18 protein-coding genes are annotated in these 18,640 nt (G+C 65.2%); 9 read left to right on the top strand and 9 right to left on the bottom strand.

The window, feature by feature from the left end; all coding sequences use genetic code 11:
* The first annotated feature begins 55 nt into the window (after positions 1-55).
* From LDO26_RS13170 to LDO26_RS13140, 7 genes are all read left to right on the top strand, one after another.
* Positions 56-1,063 (top strand): VOC family protein, encoded by a 1,008-nt coding sequence (locus tag LDO26_RS13170; RefSeq protein WP_232131553.1) that lies wholly within the window; start codon positions 56-58, stop codon positions 1,061-1,063.
* Positions 1,064-1,130: 67 nt separating this feature from the next.
* Positions 1,131-2,000, top strand: a complete 870-nt coding sequence (locus LDO26_RS13165) for an alpha/beta fold hydrolase (RefSeq protein WP_232131552.1) — start codon at positions 1,131-1,133, stop codon at positions 1,998-2,000.
* Positions 2,001-2,263: 263 nt separating this feature from the next.
* Positions 2,264-2,980, top strand: coding sequence for a hypothetical protein (locus LDO26_RS13160; protein WP_232131551.1), 717 nt, complete (start codon positions 2,264-2,266; stop codon positions 2,978-2,980).
* 289 nt (positions 2,981-3,269) lie between these two features.
* On the top strand, positions 3,270-4,514 hold the full coding sequence (locus LDO26_RS13155) for an MFS transporter (RefSeq protein ID WP_232131550.1): 1,245 nt from the start codon (positions 3,270-3,272) through the stop codon (positions 4,512-4,514).
* Positions 4,515-4,848: 334 nt separating this feature from the next.
* Entirely contained in the window at positions 4,849-6,330 is a 1,482-nt protein-coding gene (locus LDO26_RS13150; RefSeq protein ID WP_232131549.1) for a carbohydrate porin, read from the top strand.
* A gap of 335 nt (positions 6,331-6,665) precedes the next feature.
* Positions 6,666-7,142: a MarR family winged helix-turn-helix transcriptional regulator gene (locus LDO26_RS13145; protein ID WP_232131548.1), complete on the top strand. Its 477-nt coding sequence runs from the start codon at positions 6,666-6,668 to the stop codon at positions 7,140-7,142.
* A gap of 39 nt (positions 7,143-7,181) precedes the next feature.
* Positions 7,182-8,285 (top strand): hypothetical protein, encoded by a 1,104-nt coding sequence (locus LDO26_RS13140; protein WP_232131547.1) that lies wholly within the window; start codon positions 7,182-7,184, stop codon positions 8,283-8,285.
* Positions 8,286-8,505: 220 nt separating this feature from the next.
* Here the strand turns inward: LDO26_RS13140 and LDO26_RS13135 are convergent, their stop codons facing one another.
* The 7 genes from LDO26_RS13135 to LDO26_RS13105 form a co-directional block, all read right to left on the bottom strand.
* Positions 8,506-9,438 carry a SphA family protein gene (locus LDO26_RS13135; RefSeq protein ID WP_232131546.1) on the bottom strand — a complete coding sequence of 311 codons (933 nt, stop codon included), beginning with the start codon at positions 9,436-9,438 and terminating at the stop codon, positions 8,506-8,508.
* A 255-nt stretch (positions 9,439-9,693) separates the two neighbouring features.
* Positions 9,694-9,972, bottom strand: coding sequence for a cytochrome C oxidase subunit IV family protein (locus LDO26_RS13130; RefSeq protein WP_232131545.1), 279 nt, complete (start codon positions 9,970-9,972; stop codon positions 9,694-9,696).
* 2 nt (positions 9,973-9,974) lie between these two features.
* Complete coding sequence (locus LDO26_RS13125; RefSeq protein WP_232131544.1) at positions 9,975-10,574, bottom strand: cytochrome c oxidase subunit 3; 600 nt, start codon at positions 10,572-10,574, stop codon at positions 9,975-9,977.
* A 207-nt stretch (positions 10,575-10,781) separates the two neighbouring features.
* A complete protein-coding gene (locus LDO26_RS13120) occupies positions 10,782-11,537 on the bottom strand; it encodes a glucose 1-dehydrogenase (RefSeq protein WP_232131543.1) in 756 nt (251 codons plus the stop codon).
* Positions 11,538-11,575: 38 nt separating this feature from the next.
* The gene (locus LDO26_RS13115; RefSeq protein WP_232131542.1) at positions 11,576-12,226 is read right to left on the bottom strand and encodes an alpha/beta hydrolase; all 651 of its coding nucleotides are present in this window, start codon (positions 12,224-12,226) and stop codon (positions 11,576-11,578) included.
* A 22-nt stretch (positions 12,227-12,248) separates the two neighbouring features.
* Entirely contained in the window at positions 12,249-12,698 is a 450-nt protein-coding gene (locus LDO26_RS13110) for a hypothetical protein (RefSeq protein WP_232131541.1), read from the bottom strand.
* 6 nt (positions 12,699-12,704) lie between these two features.
* Positions 12,705-14,456, bottom strand: coding sequence for an FAD-dependent oxidoreductase (locus LDO26_RS13105; RefSeq protein WP_435594085.1), 1,752 nt, complete (start codon positions 14,454-14,456; stop codon positions 12,705-12,707).
* Positions 14,457-15,017: 561 nt separating this feature from the next.
* Between LDO26_RS13105 and LDO26_RS13100 the strand changes: the two genes are divergently transcribed.
* Positions 15,018-16,148 (top strand): helix-turn-helix transcriptional regulator, encoded by a 1,131-nt coding sequence (locus tag LDO26_RS13100; protein WP_232131540.1) that lies wholly within the window; start codon positions 15,018-15,020, stop codon positions 16,146-16,148.
* Positions 16,149-16,203: 55 nt separating this feature from the next.
* Here LDO26_RS13100 and LDO26_RS13095 read toward each other — a convergent pair whose 3' ends face one another.
* Positions 16,204-16,779 carry a flavin reductase family protein gene (locus LDO26_RS13095; RefSeq protein ID WP_232131539.1) on the bottom strand — a complete coding sequence of 192 codons (576 nt, stop codon included), beginning with the start codon at positions 16,777-16,779 and terminating at the stop codon, positions 16,204-16,206.
* 15 nt (positions 16,780-16,794) lie between these two features.
* Entirely contained in the window at positions 16,795-17,976 is a 1,182-nt protein-coding gene (locus LDO26_RS13090; protein ID WP_232131538.1) for an acyl-CoA dehydrogenase family protein, read from the bottom strand.
* Positions 17,977-18,311: 335 nt separating this feature from the next.
* On the opposite strand from LDO26_RS13090, the gene frmR reads away from it, so the two are divergent.
* Positions 18,312-18,587 (top strand): formaldehyde-responsive transcriptional repressor FrmR, encoded by a 276-nt coding sequence (gene frmR / locus LDO26_RS13085; protein WP_232131537.1) that lies wholly within the window; start codon positions 18,312-18,314, stop codon positions 18,585-18,587.
* Positions 18,588-18,640 lie beyond the last annotated feature (53 nt).

Raw genomic sequence — 18,640 nt, 5'->3', positions numbered from 1 at the left:
AAGAAGGATGCGCGCGGCGCATCGTCCAACACGAACCACTCGAGGGAGCAATGGGATGACAGGCAACTACGACCCGGGTCCGAGGATCGCGCACGCCGGCGGCATCAACATCGGCACGCCGGACCTGAAGCGTTCGCTGGAATTCTTCAACGGCCTGTTCGGCATGGAGATCACCTACGAAGAAGATGGCGTGGCCTACCTGCGCGGCTATCAGGAATTCGACCATCACTCGCTGGTGCTGACCCAGCAGTCCGAAGCGACCATCAATGCCTACAGTTTCCGCGTGGCCCGCCCGCAGGACGTGGAGCTGTTCCACCGCCAGCTGACCGAGGAAGGCCTGGAGGTCAAGGTGCTGCCGGCCGGCACGGAGGCCGGACGCGGCGAGGCGATCCGCTTCCTGATCCCGGGCGGCGGCCATCCGGTGGAGCTGTACTACGAGATCGACAAGCCGAAGGCGCCCGACGACCTGCGTTCGCGCCTGCTCGGCAACAGCTCGCGCCGCCGGGCGCTGGGCGTGCGCCGGCTCGACCATCTCAACGTGATGACCAGCATGGCCACCGTCAACGATGCCGAGGCCTGGCTGCAGAAGAGCCTGGGATTCAAGCGGCGCGAGTTCCTGACCCTGCCGCAGGCGCCCGGGCAGATCCTGGCGTCCTGGCTGTCGGTCAATTCCAAGCTGCACGACATCGCCATCGGCGCCTCGCCCAACGGCCAGGATGCGCAGTTCCACCACGTCGCGTTCTCGATCGAGAACTTCGCCGACATGCTGACCGCCGCCGACCAGATCAAGGACATGGACATCCAGATCGACGCGGGTCCCGGCAAGCACGGCATCGGCCAGGCCATGTACCTGTACCTGCGCGATCCCGGTTCGGGCCATCGCATCGAGCTGTACTCGGGCGGGCGCGAGTTCTTCGAGCCCGACTGGGAGCCGCTGGAATGGAAGGCCGACAACCCGGCCGGCATGACCTGGTACGGCGACCTGCCGGACATCGACCCGGCAACCAGCGCATACGTCACCACGACGCCGTCGGCCGGCCTGGAGCTGCCTTCGCGCAGGTAGGCCGAGTTTCGCGCCGGGGCGGTCCGCCCCGGCGACGACGTGATCGCGGCCACGGGAGGGGTCTGCAATGACGAACCAGTACAGCTATGAATCGACGCTCAAGCACGTCGATGTCGAGGGTGCCTCGATCGCCTATCACGAGGCCGGGCAGGGCGAGCCGCTGTTCCTGCTGCACGGCTCCGGCCCGGGCGTCAGCGCGTGGTCCAACTACAAGCACAACCTGCCGGTGTTCGCCGGGACGTTCCGGACCATCATGCCGGACCTGCCGGGATTCGGCGCATCCCCGCTTCCGGTCATCGACGAGTACTACCCGTTGCTGGCGGCGCGCCGCATCGCCGGGCTCATGGACCGGCTGGGCATTGCGTCCGCCGGGTTCATCGGCAACTCGATGGGCGGCGCGGTAGCCGCCGAGCTTGCGGTGCTGCACCCGGAGCGCGTGCGCAGGATGGCGCTGATCGGGTCCGGCGGGCTGTCGGTGGGCCTGTTCAACACCGAGCCCAGCGAGGGCTTCCAGCGCCTGTTCGAATTCCTCGGCGATCCCACGCGCGAGCGCATGGTGGCGTGGATCAGGACGATGGTCCATGACCACGGAAAGATCACCGAAGAGCTGGTCGACGAGCGCATGCGCAACGCATTGGCGGACGGCGTGATCCCGCGGATGAAGCAGCTGTTCGGATCGATGTTCGATCCCGGGATCTGCGGCAGCCACGTGCCGCTGTGGACCCGCGCGGCAAGCGTGCAGACGCCGACCCTGATCCTGTGGGGACGCGACGACCGCACGCTGCCCTACGACCAGGCGCACTTCGCCAATCGCTGGCTGCCGGAGGTCGAGTTGCACACGTTCTCGCGCTGCGGGCACTGGCTGCAGATCGAGCGAAAGACGGAGTTCGAGCGGATCACGACCGAATTCCATACCCGTCCGCCGGAAAGTCCCTAGTTTTCCGGACGGATCCGATCGGCCCTCATGGGGCATGAAGAAACCGAATGCCACCGGTGGCCGGGCCCGGTCCGCATGGACCCGGAACCGGGTGGCGATTCTCTCGGATTGGCGCAACAGGCGGATGCCTGGCGCGTGTCGCATTCACCGGGCAAGCCATCGTGGCAAAGCCGTAGAGGGAGAGGAGAATCAAAGTGCAACAAGGTATAGGGATCGATCCGAAACTGAAGTTCAAGCTCTATCGCCTGTGCGTCTGGAGTTCGGTGCTCATCGCGATCGGCAACACCGGCCTCTATTTTTTTCTGGCCGACCTCTACGCGCCGCCCCCCTCGCCCGCCTGGGGCGCCGAGGAAACGTATGCCTACCTGATGGAGCGGCGTACCGGCATCCTCTGGCTGGCGATCGGAATGAATCTGCTGGCGCCGTTCTTCTACTTCTTCGCCGTGATCACCAGCATGCAGATCAAGCGGATCGAAGGACACTTCGGTCTGCTGTCGTTCCTGCAGCTGACCACGGCCGTCGTTGCGCCGACGGGGTGGTGCTATCCGCTCGCCACGCTCGCCAATGCCGTCTATCGGCCGGACAGGGATCCTGCGCTGATCCAGCTCATGAACGACCAGTACTGGCTGACGATGGTCGGGGTCGCCTTCATCTTCTCGCTCAACATCTTCATCATCGGGTTGGCCGCGTTGCTGGACCGCAGGAAGAACCCGGTGTTCCCGAGGTGGTTCGCGTACTCCAACTTCTTCTTCGCATTGGCGTTCGCGCCAGGCGTGCTGATCTACGCCGTGCAGACGGGGCCGATGGCCTGGGATGGCCTGTTCCCGCTCTGGATACCGTCCACGGTGTTCCCGTTGTGGCAGATCAGCATGGTGGTGTGCCTGCTGCGCGCGGTCAAATCCGAGGAGAAGGAGGAAATGGAGGCGCTCGCGCTCCAGGCGCAGCTCCGGACCGCGCCGGATCCTTCGATCCGGGTCTAGGGATCCCTTCAACAAGTCCGTCATTCCCGCCTTCGCCGGGAATGACGAGCATGGAGCGACTTGTTCAGAGGATTCCCGGCTGCCTGGTTGCAGGGCGATGCGGACGATCCAAAGGGTCCCGCATCGCCCTGCGACAAGTACCGGGAACTGTCCCGTTGGACGTGTTCGGAAAAGCTGCGCGCCACGCCGTGCGCGTTCCCGTTCGCATCCCGGGCGCCAGAGTGCGAAGCCCGCGGGGAAACATCGGGATTCATGTCGAGTTTCCTCGAATGAAGGAGATGTCGTGCAGATGAGCCAACCGTTGTCGGTGGCGCAGGAATGGAAAGCCATGTGGCCGCTTCCGTTCGTGGCGATGATCGGCATTGCCGGGCAGACGAGTTTCGCGTTCGCCAATGGCGTGTTTCTCGGTCGGATGACCGAGGCATTCGGCTGGAGCCGGGCCGAGTTCGCCTCAGGCTTCACCATCCACATGCTGGTCTACCTGGCGATTTCGCCGCTGGTGGGTCGGCTGGTCGACCGCGTCGGTCCGCGCAAGGTGGCCTTGCTGGGCATCGTGCCTTTCGTCCTGGCCTATTCGCTGCTCGGCGTGGCCAATGGCTCGATCTGGCAATGGCGCGCCCTGTGCGCCCTGCTGGCAGTGGGCATCGCCTGCGTCGCCAGCGTGGTCTGGGTGTCGGCCGTCGTCGGGCGGTTCAACGCCGCGCGCGGCACCGCGCTTGCGGTGGCGCTGTGCGGCATGGGAGTGGCGAGCGCGGTTGCGCCCATCGCGGCGGCGTTCTTCATCCAGACGATCGGCTGGCGCCTGGCATTCGCCGCGCTGGCCTGCAGTTGGGCAGTGGTGATCCTGCCACTGGCCTACGTCTACTTCCATGGTCCCCGCGACCGCGGAGCCGGGCCCTCCGCGCGTCCGGCTGCCATGGACGCGCCGGCGGCGAAACCGGGCGAGGTCAAGCGCTTCCTGCGCTCGGGCACGTTCATCTGCCTGGTGATCGCCGGTGGCCTGTATGCCGTCGTCTCGATGGGAACCAGCGTCCACCTGGTGTCGATGCTGACGCTGGACGGGTTCACGCTGAGCACCGCCGCCGCGATCGCCGGCGTCGTGGGCCTGGGCAATATCGTCGGCCAGCTTGGCGCCGGTGTCCTGGTCGACAGATATCCTGCCAGGTGGACCGGCATCGCCGCCTTCCTGCTTCCGGTCGCCACCGTATTCCTGCTGTATTCGGCGAAGGGAAGCCTGTGGGGTTCGCTTGCGGCGGTCCTGCTGTTCGGCCTGTCGATGGGCGGACAAACCACCGTCGTGAGCTACATGGCGTCGCGCATGCTGCCCAGCCATGCGTTCAGCTCGATCTATGCGGTGCTCATCGCGACGTTCGCCGTCAGCGCGAGCCTGGGACCGTTGCTTGCCGGCCGGCTGTTCGACGTCTACGGGTCGTACGACGCCTATCTGCTTCTGGTCGTTCCGCTGGTGCTTGTCGCCGCATGCGCGTTGCATCTGGTCTTCAGTCGGAAGGGAGGTGGCCCGGGGTTCGCATGACGACGCCGGTGGAGCAGCCCGACAGAAAGTCGCCTCGGCATTGCAAACAACGAAATCGATATCGGTCGCCTCGTGGCTCCGGATCAGCTGCTGTCGGAAGAATCTCCCTCCCCCCGTCCGCCGGAAGCAATCCGAAACAACGAAACGAATCAAATGAGAGGGAGGGAAAACAATGAAGCATCACGACACCCCTGCAGGGCGTGGAAGCGGTTCGCTTGTGCGGCTTGCACGGGACGCGGTATCCGGCCATGGCGGGAAGCCTCTTCCCGTGCGGCGGGGACAGTCCCGCTCCGGGCTCTCGCTGATCGTGCTTGCGATGGGCATCGGTCCTGCGATGGCAATGGATCTTCCGGAACCGTCTTCGCCCGACATCGACCAGGCCGCGGCGCTCGATGCGGTGTCGATGCCCGGCGCCGACGTCGAGGATCGTGCGGGTGATCCGCCGCCGTCCGGATCGCCCGCAGCGCCGTCGATGGACTCCGAGGCCAGGGCCCATGCGCTCGATGCGATCCATGGCTACAAGGGCTGGAACATTCCGTTTCCATCGTTCGGCGACAGCATCACCAGGGACGACGGCCACTGGCGCACCCGGATGGCCGAGCACGGTTTCGGCCTGTCGGTCCAGTCGATCCCGATCTTCCAGATCAACACGCTCGACAATCCCCGCCGGGTTCCGGACTACGTGCCGCCCTGCGTGCCGGAGAACCTCAACTACAACTGCGCCGGCGGAAGGTCCTATTTCGGCCAGGGCGGCGACTACTTCGTCTCCAACCTGGCGTACCTGACCTACGATTCCAGCCGCTGGGGCGTACCGGACGGGCAGATCACGTTCGGCGGACACTGGGGCCTGTCCTCGGACGAGGCCTACAGCCCCAAGACCGTCCGCGTGTTCGTGCTGTCCTGGTACCAGACGCTGTTTGATGGCAAGGTCGAACTCAAGATGGGCTATTTCCCGTCGCTGACCGAGTTCATGGGCACCTTCGTCGGCGGCATGGTCACCAATCCCTTCGGACCCAACGGCTTCCTTCCGCTGGCGATGGGCATGTCCCCGAACAACGTCTCGACGCCGAACGTGCGTGCGACCTGGCACGTCAACGACGACTTCTACGCCCAGCTGGGCGTGCAGAGAAGTCTTCCGGTCAGGGGGGCGACCGGCAACCCGATCTACGACGAGGTCAATGACAACGCATCGGGCCTGCGTTTCAAGTCGTCGGTGCCGGGCACCCGGATCCTGTACACCGGCGAGCTGGGCTACAAGCGCCAGGCGGCGCCCGGCAATCCCTACGTCTGGGTGCGTGGCGGCGGCTTCCACAACACCTCCGACTTCACCGACTTCAGCCGCCTGCTGGCCGATCCCGACGCGACCCGGAAGGGCGGCAGCGGCGTGTACCTGCTCGCAGACCGCCAGGTCTGGCAACAGGCGCCGGGTTCGCCCTATACCGCGTACCGGGGGGTATACCTCGGTGGCACCTTCATGGGCGGCGAGTCCGAGGTGGCGGCGTTCACCCGCTACTACGAGCTGCGTGCGTACTGGCTGGGGCCGTTCTCGAACCGGCCGCGCGACATGATCTCGCTGATCGCCAACCACAACTCGGTCAGCGACCACCTGCAGGACGTGACCAACGCGTATGCACCCTATACCGGCCTGTTCGCCAACGAGTACGCCAACAGCGCCACGGCGTCCTACATGTTCCGGGTCAGGTCGGGCGTCTATGCGACGCTCGGCGTCGGCTATACCGACAATCCGAGCATCCAGTACTTCGATGGGCAGGGCAGCTCCCTGAACGTACTGGCCAGCATGTTCATCACGTTGTAGCCAAGTGTGCTGGCTGGGGGCGGCGGCGCGACTTCGGTGGTCGCGTCGCTGTGTCCGGGAAGGCGCCCGGCGCAGCCGGAGGTCCAGGGCGTGTCATGGAACTTGAAGGATCGTCGCGGCATTGCCGAGCGCGAGGCCGGTGACGGCCGCGGCCGGGGTTCCCGGCACCGGCCATGCCGGGCGAGGTCTCCGACGTGCGCCAGCGCCTGCTGCCGACATTGCCATCGTCCATGGTGGTTCGGCGGGGTCGATCCTTGTGCCGCCCTGGACAAGCGCAGTATCATTCGATCGTCAAGATACATGGCTATTGAGATAACTGGTCCAGCATGCCGAGCTTGGGAACTACCAGCCACGTGCGGGTCGGCACGTCCCTTGTCAGGATGCTCCATCGCGTAGAGGAAGCACATGGTCGGGCCGCCGGGCAGGCGAATGTCCATACCACGGACTTCCGATGCATCGCCTATCTGAAGGCGCAGGACCGGCCGATCAGCCCCAAGCAGATCGCCGAGTATCTCGGCATTACCTCGGGCGCCTGCACCGCGCTGCTCGATCGCATGGCGTCGGCAGGCTTCATCCGTCGGTTGCCCAACTCCCAGGACCGCCGCAGCGTGCTGGTCGTGCTCGACGAGAAGGCGGCCGCCAGCCAGCTCGCCGTGCTCGAAAAGCTTCACGAGTGCTATCGCGAAGCGGTTCTCCCTTTCTCCGACAGGGACCTGGAGGCGATCGCGTCCTATCTCGACCGCATCACCGACCTCGTCACGATGGAGGGCGATGCCGGACCGGCGCAGGTCGCGCCGACCATCAAACGATAGCCAGACAACCTCTCCAGCAAACCCGAAAGGAAACAGGCCATGATCGTCAGCAATCCCGAAGTGACCCTCGACATCGAGGCCCATGGCATCCCCGATGACGCACGCGATGCTCCCTTTCTCGACTGGCTCTGTTCGGCGGTCGTCCATGGCGACGACGGCAGGACGTACTGGTTCGGCACGTCACCGCTCATCCTCGGGCTGGAAAACCGCGACATGTGGAACATCGAGGTCGGCTGGGAGTCCGGCCAGGTCGTCCCGCTGCCCGGCACCATCTTCAAGCTGGCCGATTTCCCGCCCGTGGGCCTGTCGACCCAGCATGTCCTGCCGGGCGGTACGTTGAAGGTCGAGCGTTCCGAAACCGAGGTCCGGGTGACGTTGGGCGAGCACTACCAGGTGATCTGCAAGGACGACCACACCTGGCATTACACCATCGAGGACAAGGCGCGCGGCATCAAGGCCGAGTTCGTCCATATCGGCAAAGGTTGTCCGCTCTGGTACGGCCGCGAGAAGCCGTCCTACCTCACGCCGCACAGCATCGCCTATGGCTACAACTGGTCGGGGCGCATCGAAGGCAAGCTGACGCTGCAGGGACGCGAGATCGCCATCAAGGGCAAGGGCATCCGCGAGCGCTACATCGCGGTGGATTCCTCGGCGGCCGAGATCGGCGGCTGGGAAGACTGGATGTGGTTCCACTTCGACGAAGTCTTCGGCTCCATGTACGAGATGAAGCTCGGCCAGAAGGACATGGTGCTGAACCTGGCCGAGGAAGCGCAGTTCTTTCCCGCCGGCGAGTTCACCATCGAGCATCTGGAATGGGCCTGGCTGCGCGCGCTCGGCGCGTTCATCCCGACCCGCTACAGGATCCGGATGGAGGTCGAGGCCGGCGTGCTGATGTTCACCGCCAACGTGGTCGGCGCGACGGTCTGGGGCGTCACCGCGACCGGCCCGAGCACCCCGGTGGCCACCCTGAACTGGGATGCGCTCGAAGGCACCTTCACCTACCGGGACGGCCGCACGAAGACCCTGAGCAATGGCCTGGGCAGCGTCTCGATCCGCCAGTGGAAGCCTTACCCCGATGTCTTCGGGGCCGCGCTCGCCAATGTCGAGGGCCTGCACGAGACCGGGCGGATGACGACGCTCTGAGCGACCGGGCGCGCACGAGGACCGAAGGTTCCATCGGGTACGGCAAGAAGGGGCCCAGGCCTCTCGATCCTGGCGAACCGCTTCGATGGGCGGTGTGGTTGTACTGCCTGCAACGATGGCGTGGTCCTGCGTGCGCCTGCTCGAGCGGTGGGGTCAACCAGGTTCCATGGCATAAGGAGCTGTCCAAGGTGTTCATCGCTACGCGAAGTGGACGCCGGGATCAGAACCTGGTTCCGAAGCGGACGACCAGCGCCTGCGAGGACGCGCCGTTTTCGCCCGCCACCGATAGCAGCGCCTTTGCGGAAAGGATGTAGGGGCGCCCATCCACGATGAAATTGCGGGAAACGATGGGACCAAGCGCCACGCCCTTGGCGCGGTTTCCGATATTGACGCTCTGGACGATATCGTCCTGGATCTGGTAGGTGGCCACACCGGCGACCCCGTACTGCCACTGGTCCTGGCGCTGGGTGACGGCAAAATCGAAGCTCAGCATCCTCCCCGAGGACCAGTCGGTATCCTCGTTGTCGGTATAGTTGTTGAGGAACAGCCTGCCGCTGAACTCGGTGGCCTGGCCAAGTGCTTCGCCGAAGATGCTCTTTCGGTTGTAGGTCAGGGCGATGCTGGGCGCGATGCCGTAGACGTTCGATCCGACATTGATCGGGCTGCCGGCGGAGTACTCGCCGGTGGGAAAGGTCACGCCGACGCCGAGGCCGAACGCCAGTCCATAGGTAACCATCGCATCGCTTTCGCCTTGCGCGCGGAAGTCGGCATTGGGGAAGAAGCGGGTCCAGAACACCACATCCGAATAGGCGTCGAACAGTCCCGAGGAACAGGATTCCGGCGCCGGCTTGAAGGCCACGCATGTCCGTTCGTATCCGATCGCCAGGGTCGTCGCGATCGATCCACCGAAGACCTGTCGTGGATACACGTACATCAGGCCTACGCCGCCCACGTAGCTGTCGCCCCCGACCGGCATCCGGGAACCGGAGTCATCGAAAAAACCGTCGATGTTGACCGCCCCGGCGAAGGTCACGCCGTACAGGCCGGGCGGCGGCAGCAACGCCTGGCCGATATCCGTCCCGCCGATGGGGCCGGCCGGCTTGACGCCTTCGCCCGCGTGGGCGGCAAAGACCGGCAGCAGGCAGGACAGCATGAGAGCCGAGGGGGCACGCCATGGCCGGAGACGACGCACTGCTCTCCGCGATACGTGGTCGGCATCGGGTCGATTCATCGGGGACCTACTCCAACGGCGGGCTGGATAGGGAGTTCTGGTTGCCTGGGGGCGTGCGCGGCAGAAATCATCCGGGCTGCAAATCCGGCTTTCCGGCTCGAACAGTTCTGCCGCCCACGCTCCTGGTGCGGGAATCCTTGACGGGTTCCGTCCGCCAGGCCTGCGGGGTGATCCGGCCTACAGGCTCACGTACAGCCAGGACAGCCAGCCGAACAACAGCAGGCAGTAGGCCTCGAATGCGAGCCTCAGCTTCAAAGGCGCGTGCTTGAGCTCCATGAAGTAGAGACCCACGAACCGGACCTTGATGGCACCGAACGCCAACACCATGACGGCGATGGTATTGGTGGCCTCGCGCTCGCTGCCGAGATTGGGCCCGAGCAGGGAAAGCGCCACCAGCGAAGCCCAGATCAGGGCGATGTGGGTGGGGAGCAATTGCTTGCGTGTGATTGTCGTCATCGTCAGGCCACCACGATCAGGAGCGGGAAAATGAACATCCAGAGCAGGTCCACCAGATGCCAGTAGCAGCCGCAGGATTCCATCACCGACATGTCCCTGGCTGACAGTTTTCCTGGCTGCCTGACCTTCCCGATCATGATCGACAGAGTGACGAAGCCGATCAGGATGTGCGCCAGGTGCATTCCCGTCAGGAAGTAGAAGTAGTCGAAATAGAGGTTGGATCCGATGACGTGCCCGGCCTGGATCAGGTGGGTGTATTCCACGAGCTTGAGCACCACGAACACGACGCCGCAGGCCACGGCGCCGTAGAGCGCCCGCCTGGCGACCTCGTTGGCGTGATGGCGGGCGGCGTTGATGCCCATGACCACCAGCAGCGAACTGGTCAGCAGGATGACCGTGTTGATCAGGCCGATGGTGAGGCCGACCGACATGCGCGAGGCTTCGAACAGTTCATGCGCCTGGCCGCGTTCCTTCAGGAAGGCGACGAAGAACACCAGGAAGATCGCCATGTCCGCGAACAGGAACACCCACAGCCCGGGTTCTCCGGGGACGCGCCGCGCCGGATGTGCCCGCGTATCGGTGTGAAGTACGGCTTCATTCATGGCAATGCCTCCTGCCGATGCCGGGCTGCCTGTCGGGGCGGTGAAGCGGTGTTTTCCAAAGCATGTGTGGCATGGCAATGTCCTCCCTCGGGTGTGTTGCCGCGTTGGTGTGGCGTGCTGTGGAACTAGGCAAAGGGTGTCGGCATCGACGCTGCCGCCGTGGTCCTGCGCCCCGGGCCTGCCTGGTATCCGGGGTGTGGTTCCGGATCAGGCGACGTGCAGACCGCCACTGGCCGACAGGATGTCGCCCGTGATGAAGACCGATTCGTCGGAGGCGAGAAAGACGGCGACGCTGGCGATGTCCCCCGGTTTGCCCAGGCGTCGCAGCGGTGTGAGCGGAACCAGCGGTTCGAGCTGGCCCGAGACGTGCTCCCAGGCCGCTTCCACCTTCTCGGTGACGATGGCGCCGGGCTTGATGGCATTGACCCGGATGCCGCGTGGGCCGAGTTCATTGGCCAGGGCCACCGTCAGCGCATCCACCGCCCCCTTCGACGCCGCGTAGACCGACGATTGCCCGGGCGCCCATTCGGTGATGATGGAACTGATGTTGATGATGCTGCCGCCCTCGCCGAGGTGCCTCGATGCGGCGGCGCTGACCAGGAAGGTGCCACGCACGTTGACGTCGAAGACCCTGTCGTAGATCTCGTCCTTGAAGTCGGCGATGGCGGTGAACTCGGCAACGCCGGCGTTGTTGACGAGGATGTCCAGCTTGCCGAACGTGCTGATCGCATGGCCGACGATGCCCTCGGCGCTGCCCTGTCGCGAGACGTCGCCGCAGTGGCTCACGGCCTTTCCGCCGGCTGCGGTGATCGCGGCGACCACCTGTTCGGCGGCATCCCGGCTGCGGCTGTAGTTGACGATGACGGCGGCGCCCTCGGCGGCCAGCGCCCTGGCGATGGCGGCACCGATGCCCGTGGAGGCGCCGGTGACGACGGCGACCTTGCCTGAGAGTCGTGCGGACATGCGTTTTCCTTCTTCCTCGCCGGCGCGCTGGGTCGTGGTCAGGGATGCAGGGCCGTTCCGGCCCGGATCGCGCTTGTTCGTTTGCGATGGGCTGGCGTGCCGGCATCGCCCGATGCCAGTACCCGCTCCAGCCAGCAGCGACTTTCCTGCAATGGGTCGCCGCCCCCCGCGATGCGGTGTTCGACGCCGCTGCCGCGCGCCTGCAAGGCCTGGCGCGTGCGCAGAAGGACGTGATTCTGCTCCAGCAGCAGAACCGGCATGTCGGGCATCGGCTTGGGATGCACGGGCATCGTGTCCAGATTGGCGGGCAGCGGGCCGTCGATGGAGATGACGCCTGCCACCCGTTCCGGCCACAGGCTGGCGAGCGTCAATGCCATCGTCCCGCCTTCGCCCTGTCCCGCCAGCCACGCACGGCGCGTGTCGCGGCCAGGGCACAGTTCGAGCAGGAGGGTTTCGAGCTGGCCGAGGCCGTCACCGAACGTAGTCAGTTCGGGCCGTTCGAATGGGCCGAGGAACCAGAAGTAGCCGAGTGGAAGCGCGCCGATCATCTGCAGGCGCGGGGAGCGCACGGCGATCGACCGCAACCGGTCCGACAGTGCGATCTCGACGCGGTTGCGCACCGGGTCGTCGTAGCGGTCGTGGAGCCACAGGATCGGCGTTGCGTCCGGGTCCCCGCGCGTCCAGGTCAACAGTTGGCTTCTGCGTTGCACGTCATCCCGCCTTGCATTCGCTGATCCACTCGGAGATGCGCTTGATGTCAGCTTCCGCCAGCGCACGCCCGACCGGCATCCGCGCGCCGGTGCCGCCGGCTTCGAGGTGGGTGCCGAGGATCTTCAGGTACAGGTAGCTCCGTGCCGGGTTGCCCGGAGTGACCAGGGGCAGCGACGAGCCCCGGCTCTCCTTGCCGATCAGGCTGGCCGGTGCGGCCGTGCGCTGCAACGACAGCCCGTCGGCGGGCGCCGCATCCTGGTGGCAGGCGACGCAGTTCGTGTTCATGATCGGCTGGACCGTCGTCTGGAATCGGCCCTGGCAATCGGCATTGGCCATGGCCGTTCCCGTGGGCACGAGCAGGGTCACGGCGACCAGCAGTGCATTGGCCGCGATGGCATCCCGGAAGGGGCGGCGGCAGGATGCGGGCGATGGGAGCGGGGTGATGTTCATGCGCATTCACCGCTGTCCGGCGGCGTGTGCGCCTGCGATGTAACCGTAGGTCAGTGCCAACCCCAGTGTTCCACCTGCGCCCCAGTAGGATTGCCCCGACGGAGATGAGGCGCAATTGCCTGCCGCGTAGAGGCCGGGGATCGGTTTGTCGTGTACGTCCAGCACTTGCGCATGCACGTTGGTGACCGGGCCGCCCTTGGTGTCGAGCGTGCCGGGTCCGAGGATGATGCAGTAGTACGGGCCGTTCGCGGCGAACGGGTACATGTGCTTGTTCGGCTTGTCGTTGTTGCTGCCGGGAACGTGGAACGCCTGCTGGATCGGCAACTCGCCGCGGTGAAAGTCCAGATCGACACCGTTGTCGGCGAAAACATTGAAGCGCTCGACGGTCTGCCCGAGGTTCACGAGGAAATCGTCGTGCAGCCGGAACTCGCCGATGCGGTCCGCCAACCCGTCCAGACGCGCCTGGATGGCTTGCGCAAGTGCGTCCCATGTGGGGGCGGAAATCACGTGCGCGGGCAGGTCGGCACCGACCGGCGGCATCAGCTGGGCGCCGCCATACGTGATCGCGTGGTCGTCGAACAGCATGAACTGGTACAGATTGACGTACTCGCCCAGCGTCGGATCCCAGACCGCATGGCTGCGGGTGCGTTCGTTGTAGACGTGCTTCTCGTCGTACATGCGATGGCCGAGCTTGTTGACGACGATCATGCTGTCGCCTCCCAGCAGGAAGGCTCCCATCGGCACGCTGGCGTACTCGAGGACTTCCTCCAGCACCTCCTGCTGCAGCCAGGCTTCGCTCATGTTGCCGAGCTTGGCGCCGATCTCGATTGCCATCCTGACGAAATCGCCTTGGTTGGTCGGCACCGCGCATCCGCCCAGAACCGGCATGCGCAGGTAGTTGTTGCGCATCTCGATGTCGTGGGTGAAACCACCAGAGCCGAAGACGACGCCCTTGCGTGCACGTATCGTGTGCGCTCCATGGGGGGTGTCGACTTCCACGCCGACGACCCGCCTGTCGGAATCGACCAGGATGCGGGTTACCGCGTGTTCCTCGCGTATCGACGCGCCGTGCTCCCCGGCGAATGCGGAAAGCTGCCCGATCATGTCGCCGCCGAAACCCGGCGCGCCATCGCGGTCGCTGGGTTGCAGCGTGCGACCGACGACGCTCTTGTTCTCGGGCAGTTGCCCCTGGTAATCGGGGATCAGCCCGGTCGCGCCGAGCTGCTGCTGTGACTGCAACGCGCCGGCCTCGGCGAGCAGTGCCGTGATGCGCGGACCTTCGTCGTAGAACACGGACAGCAGGTCGTAGTCCAGTTGCGCGATGCCCAAGGTCGGGTGGTTGGCGCGATACAGGTGCGGATACGCCAGCCTGGCCATGTACTTCATCGCATCCGGTTTTGGATCGGCGATGCCCTTGGCCTGCATGTGCGGATTGTTCGGGACCCAGAAGGCGCCTCCCGACTTGGCGGTGGTGCCGCCGAGGATCGGAGCCTTCTCGAGAACCGTGACCTCGGCGCCGTGCTGCAGGGCACCGACCGCGGCCGCCAGCGCCGCACCGCCAGAGCCGACCACGACGACATCGGTCTGTTCGTTCCAGTCGTGCTCCTGCGCACTGGCGACATGCACGACGCCGAGGGTGGCGCCCGCGGCCCCTACGCCGGCGGCCTTGAGGAATGCGCGGCGCGATACCCGCGGGTTGTCCTCGCGTGGCGCCGGATCAGTTGCTTGCCCATTGTTCTTTCGTTCTATGGTTGTCACGGTTGGGTCCTGCGGTTCAGTCTTCTGCGTCTGCCGTCACGGGGATGCCCGCTGCACTGGAAAAAGGCCGGAATCTGGTCAGCTTGGTGGGAGCATGGGGCGGCTGGGCGGTGACTTCTGCTGCCCGTGCCGGATTCCCGAGTCGATGTCCTCGGCCTGGAACGTGGTAGTCCTGGGCCGCGGCCATGCCGTCGGCCGGCCGCTATGGACCTGGTGCCGGCGCGCGTGATGAGATGGATTGGCAAGCAAAACTCCTCCCAAAGTCCGCTCTTCGATTCCGCTGTTCGTGGTCAGGTGTGTCCGGTATTCGGCCCGACTGGTTTCTGCGTGCCATGACGGCCAATCTGGTCGTACGCAGTAGTGGCTACGTTGGTTGATCGCGCCATCGTGTGCATTACCCACGTGGTCAATATCGCGGAATCGCACTTGGATCTGCCGCTACGGTGTTCCGGATTTTCATTCGCTCCATGTGATACGAAGACAATCGGATGCTGCGTCGCGGCGTGCATCGGGATGCTGGGCTTCCCATGATCCGGGGCGCCCAGGAGACAGGAGATCCCGATGCTCTCGAACAGTTCCGTGCATCGCTTGCGTGTTGCGGCCCACGAACTGCACAAGGCTGCAATCCAGCCGAAGCCATTGGAGCGCTGGGCCGGTTCGGTGGCCAGCCTCCTGGATGCAGATATCGCGGACCTGACCGTATTCGCACCGAGTGGAATCGCGGTGGAAAATGGATCGACGAATTCGGTCAAACCCGATGAAAGCAGGGAATATCTGGATCACTACCAGTTCATCAATCCGTTGATGCGCTTCTGGGAGAACGTGCCTCCCGGCAAGGTGGTTCCGCTGGACGGGTGCTTGGCCGATGCGGCGTTGCGGGAAACCGAGTTCTATTCGCGCTACGGGCGATACTTGGACGGAGAAAACAGCGTCTGCATGCTGCTGGGCATCCGCACCGCGAAAGTGCTGGTGCACGCGTGCCGGGATGGCCACCACAGCGCGGCGGCCATCGACAAGACGCTGCTGGAGGGGCTGCGCGACGACCTGCTGCTGTCGTTCGAGATTGCGGGCACCTTCGCCCAGGCCAACAACATGGTCGGCAATGTGATCCGGAGCCTGGACCAGAAGGGCGTTGGAGTTGCGATCCTGGCAGAGGACGGAGGGATCGAAGCTTGCAATGGAAGCATGACCGATCTGCTCAGCGAAGGCGTCGTGTTGAGGACGGAGCGGGGGCGCCTGGTGCCGGGAGGAGGCGTGCATTTGCCTGATCTGCAGGCGCTGGTCCAGCGCGCCAGGAAAAAGGGACAAGGCGGCTCCATTCCGTTTGGAATGCCTCCATCGGAAGGGACTGCCTCCCGTCGTCACCGGGGCAACGTGATCGCGTTTCCCGCCCCCGTTGCGTTCGACTGGGAAGGCGTCGAGCAGAACAAGGTCGTACTGCTGGTCACCGACAGTTCCCGCCCGAAGACGGCACTCATGGAGCGATTGCGCGCCGATTACGGGCTGACCTGTTCCGAGGCACGCGTGGTCTGCATGCTGCTCGATGGCAAGACATCCCTGCACATCGCGTCCGATCTGAACGTGCAGCCCAACTCTGTCCGCGCTCATCTCAAGGCGGTGTACGCCAAGACGGGAACCCACTCGCAGGTCGAGCTGCTCAACCTGATCCGCTTCATTGGAGACGCATGCTGACCGACCGGGTGCTGCTCATGGTGTCCCGGTCGGGTGCCGTTCGTACCCGGTGCGGCTATTGCCACTCCAGAAGGCGTTCCAGCAGCAGCATCGCGGTGGACGAGTAATCCCCGTACTGCCCCCGGAAGAACAGCAGTGGCGTCTTGCTGGACGCCACCCTGAGTTCGTGCACACGCCCCACGATCAGGTTGTGGTCCCCGATCTCGATGACATCGTGGATCGAGCAGTCGATCCAGGCGACGATGCCATCCAGCACCGGGTTGCCGAGCGACGACAGCTCCCATTCGACGCCGTCGAAGCGTCCCGGCCCGGGGCGTGCCAGCTTCCTGCACAGCATTTCCTGGTCGGCCGCCAGGACATTGGCGCAGAACCGGCCTGCCTGCTGGATGCGTTCCTGCGTGGGGGAGGTGCTGGTGGCCAGGAACGATACCAGCGGCGGATCGAGCGACACCGACGAGAAGGAGCCGACCACCATGCCCACCGGCTCTTCGCCTTCGGACGCGGTGATCATCACCACGCCGGTGGGATAGTTGCCGAGCACCGTGCGGAAATGACGCGGGTCCAGCGCCACGGGTTCCGGGATCGGGTGTTCCAGGCTCGTCATGGTCTGCACTCGCTCGGCACGGTTCACGTCAACACCTCGGGGTCAGATGCCCACACGCAGCGGTTCGGGAACCTCCACGCCGTAGTAGGTCAGCGCATTGGCGTGGTAGACCGAGCCGGGAATGTGGATGAAATGGTTCAGTCCCACGTGCGCGTCGCGCCAGAAGCGCTGGATCGGATTGGTCCGCCTGCTGGCGTTGCCGCCGGAGCGGGCGTACACGGTATCCAGGGCGGCGGTAGCCCGCCACGCGCAGCGCACCTGATTGCGGCGGATCCTGGAGCGGTCGGCGAAGCTGATCTCGTTGCCGGCATTCACCTGCCTGGTCGCCCAATTGATTCCGTCCAGGAGCTGCAGTCTTGCGGCCTGGATCTCCGCGGCGGCCTCGCCGGTGAAATAGGCCGAATAGGGATCATCGCGCAGCGCCTGGCCGGCGGCGGAGACCCGGTCGCGCTGGTATGCACCATGCGCGGCCAGGGCGCCTTCGGCCATGCCGATCACTGCGGAGGTGATCCCGACCGGGAAGATCACCGAGAACGGCAGCTTGTAGATCGCATCGGGACGGCCATGCCGTTCGGCCGCCGTGCCGGAAACCACGTCGTCGTACTCGATGACCCGGTGCGAGGGAATGAACGCGCCGTCGACGACGATGTCCTTGCTGCCGGTGCCGAGCAGTCCGATCACGTTCCAGCTGTCGTCGATGATCTGGTAGTCGCTGCGCGGGAGCATCACGTGCAGCATCTTCGCCGGCATCTTCGGCTTGCCTTCCCCGTCGCCGACCAGGGCGCCGAGGAACAGCCAGCGCGAGTGATCGGTGCCCGAGGAGAACTGCCAGCGTCCGCTGAGCCGGTAGCCGCCGTCGACGGGTTCGGCGATGCCCGAGGGGGTGTAGGGGGAGGCGATCCAGGTGTCCGGATCCTGGCCCCAGATTTCCTCGCCGACCTTCGGGGCCAGCAGCCCGACCTGCCATGGATGCACGCCGACAACGCCGGCCACCCAGCCGGCCGAACCGTCATGGCTGGCGAGCTTCATCACCGCTTCTGCAAATTCCCCGGGCGTTGCCCCGAGTCCACCGTATTCCTTCGGCTGCAGCAGCCGCATCAGTCCGGCGTCGCGTACGATCTCGGCGGTTCTCGCGCTCAGTTTCCCGAGCCTTTCGTTTTCCCACGCCAGTTCGGCGAGTTCCTCGCCGTGCGCCTCGATCTGCGCGATTGCGTTCTTTGGCATTGCCACCCCTCCCTTCAGGTGTCTTGTTCATTGCTGTTGGGTCGAGACAGTGCTGCAATGCGAAAGATGGATCTGCGTGCATGTTCCGCTGGAGAACTGCTCTGGCCGGCATCGTCCGACAAGCGTGTCCGCCACGCATTACCTACTTGGTCAAGACGCCGGCCCGATGATTCCGTGGCTGCGGGGCACGACGCCGATCACGCCGCGCAGCGGCACCGCTGCGCGCGGCACGGGCGGAAAGATCGCGTTCCCGCGGAGATGCGGTCGGGCGACATGCCGTATCGAGGTGATATACTCCTCCCCAGTATCGTCGGAGGCCCGGCGCCGGAACCGTCATGCCGCATTCGCCGGAAGAAAAGAAGCGCGTCCTGTCCCGGGTGCGGCGCATCCGCGGCCAGCTGGATGCGCTCGAGCGGGCGCTGGAGGCGGGCAGCGAATGCGGGCCGGTGCTGCAGCAGATCGCGGCGATCCGTGGCGCGGTCAACGGCCTGACCACCGGCGTACTCGAAAGTCACCTGCGCGAAACGCTGGGGCCGATCGCAGCGACACCGGAAGTGCGCCAGGCCGGCATCGACGATGCGATCGCGCTGCTGCGCTCCTATCTCAAGTAACCCCCCTCAAGTCATCCTGTCCACGCGCCGGTCCCGAAGTTGGCCGCCCAGTC

This window comes from Proluteimonas luteida (assembly GCF_021191695.1).
Lineage (GTDB): Bacteria > Pseudomonadota > Gammaproteobacteria > Xanthomonadales > Xanthomonadaceae > Luteimonas > Luteimonas luteida.
Note: the sequence above shows the minus strand (reverse complement) of the source record. Positions and strands in the feature narration are given on the sequence as shown.

Bases quoted from the DNA above. Each gene is read 5' to 3' on its own strand.
- LDO26_RS13170 (WP_232131553.1), top strand. From the start codon at position 56: ATGACAGGCAACTACGACCCGGGTCCGAGGATCGCGCACGCCGGCGGC.
- LDO26_RS13165 (WP_232131552.1), top strand. From the start codon at position 1,131: ATGACGAACCAGTACAGCTATGAATCGACGCTCAAGCACGTCGATGTC.
- LDO26_RS13155 (WP_232131550.1), top strand. From the start codon at position 3,270: ATGAGCCAACCGTTGTCGGTGGCGCAGGAATGGAAAGCCATGTGGCCG.
- LDO26_RS13150 (WP_232131549.1), top strand. From the start codon at position 4,849: ATGGCAATGGATCTTCCGGAACCGTCTTCGCCCGACATCGACCAGGCC.
- LDO26_RS13140 (WP_232131547.1), top strand. From the start codon at position 7,182: ATGATCGTCAGCAATCCCGAAGTGACCCTCGACATCGAGGCCCATGGC.
- LDO26_RS13135 (WP_232131546.1), bottom strand. From the start codon at position 9,438: ATGCTGTCCTGCCTGCTGCCGGTCTTTGCCGCCCACGCGGGCGAAGGC.
- LDO26_RS13130 (WP_232131545.1), bottom strand. From the start codon at position 9,972: ATGACGACAATCACACGCAAGCAATTGCTCCCCACCCACATCGCCCTG.
- LDO26_RS13125 (WP_232131544.1), bottom strand. From the start codon at position 10,574: ATGAATGAAGCCGTACTTCACACCGATACGCGGGCACATCCGGCGCGG.
- LDO26_RS13120 (WP_232131543.1), bottom strand. From the start codon at position 11,537: ATGTCCGCACGACTCTCAGGCAAGGTCGCCGTCGTCACCGGCGCCTCC.
- LDO26_RS13110 (WP_232131541.1), bottom strand. From the start codon at position 12,698: ATGAACATCACCCCGCTCCCATCGCCCGCATCCTGCCGCCGCCCCTTC.
- LDO26_RS13100 (WP_232131540.1), top strand. From the start codon at position 15,018: ATGCTCTCGAACAGTTCCGTGCATCGCTTGCGTGTTGCGGCCCACGAA.
- LDO26_RS13090 (WP_232131538.1), bottom strand. From the start codon at position 17,976: ATGCCAAAGAACGCAATCGCGCAGATCGAGGCGCACGGCGAGGAACTC.
- frmR (WP_232131537.1), top strand. From the start codon at position 18,312: ATGCCGCATTCGCCGGAAGAAAAGAAGCGCGTCCTGTCCCGGGTGCGG.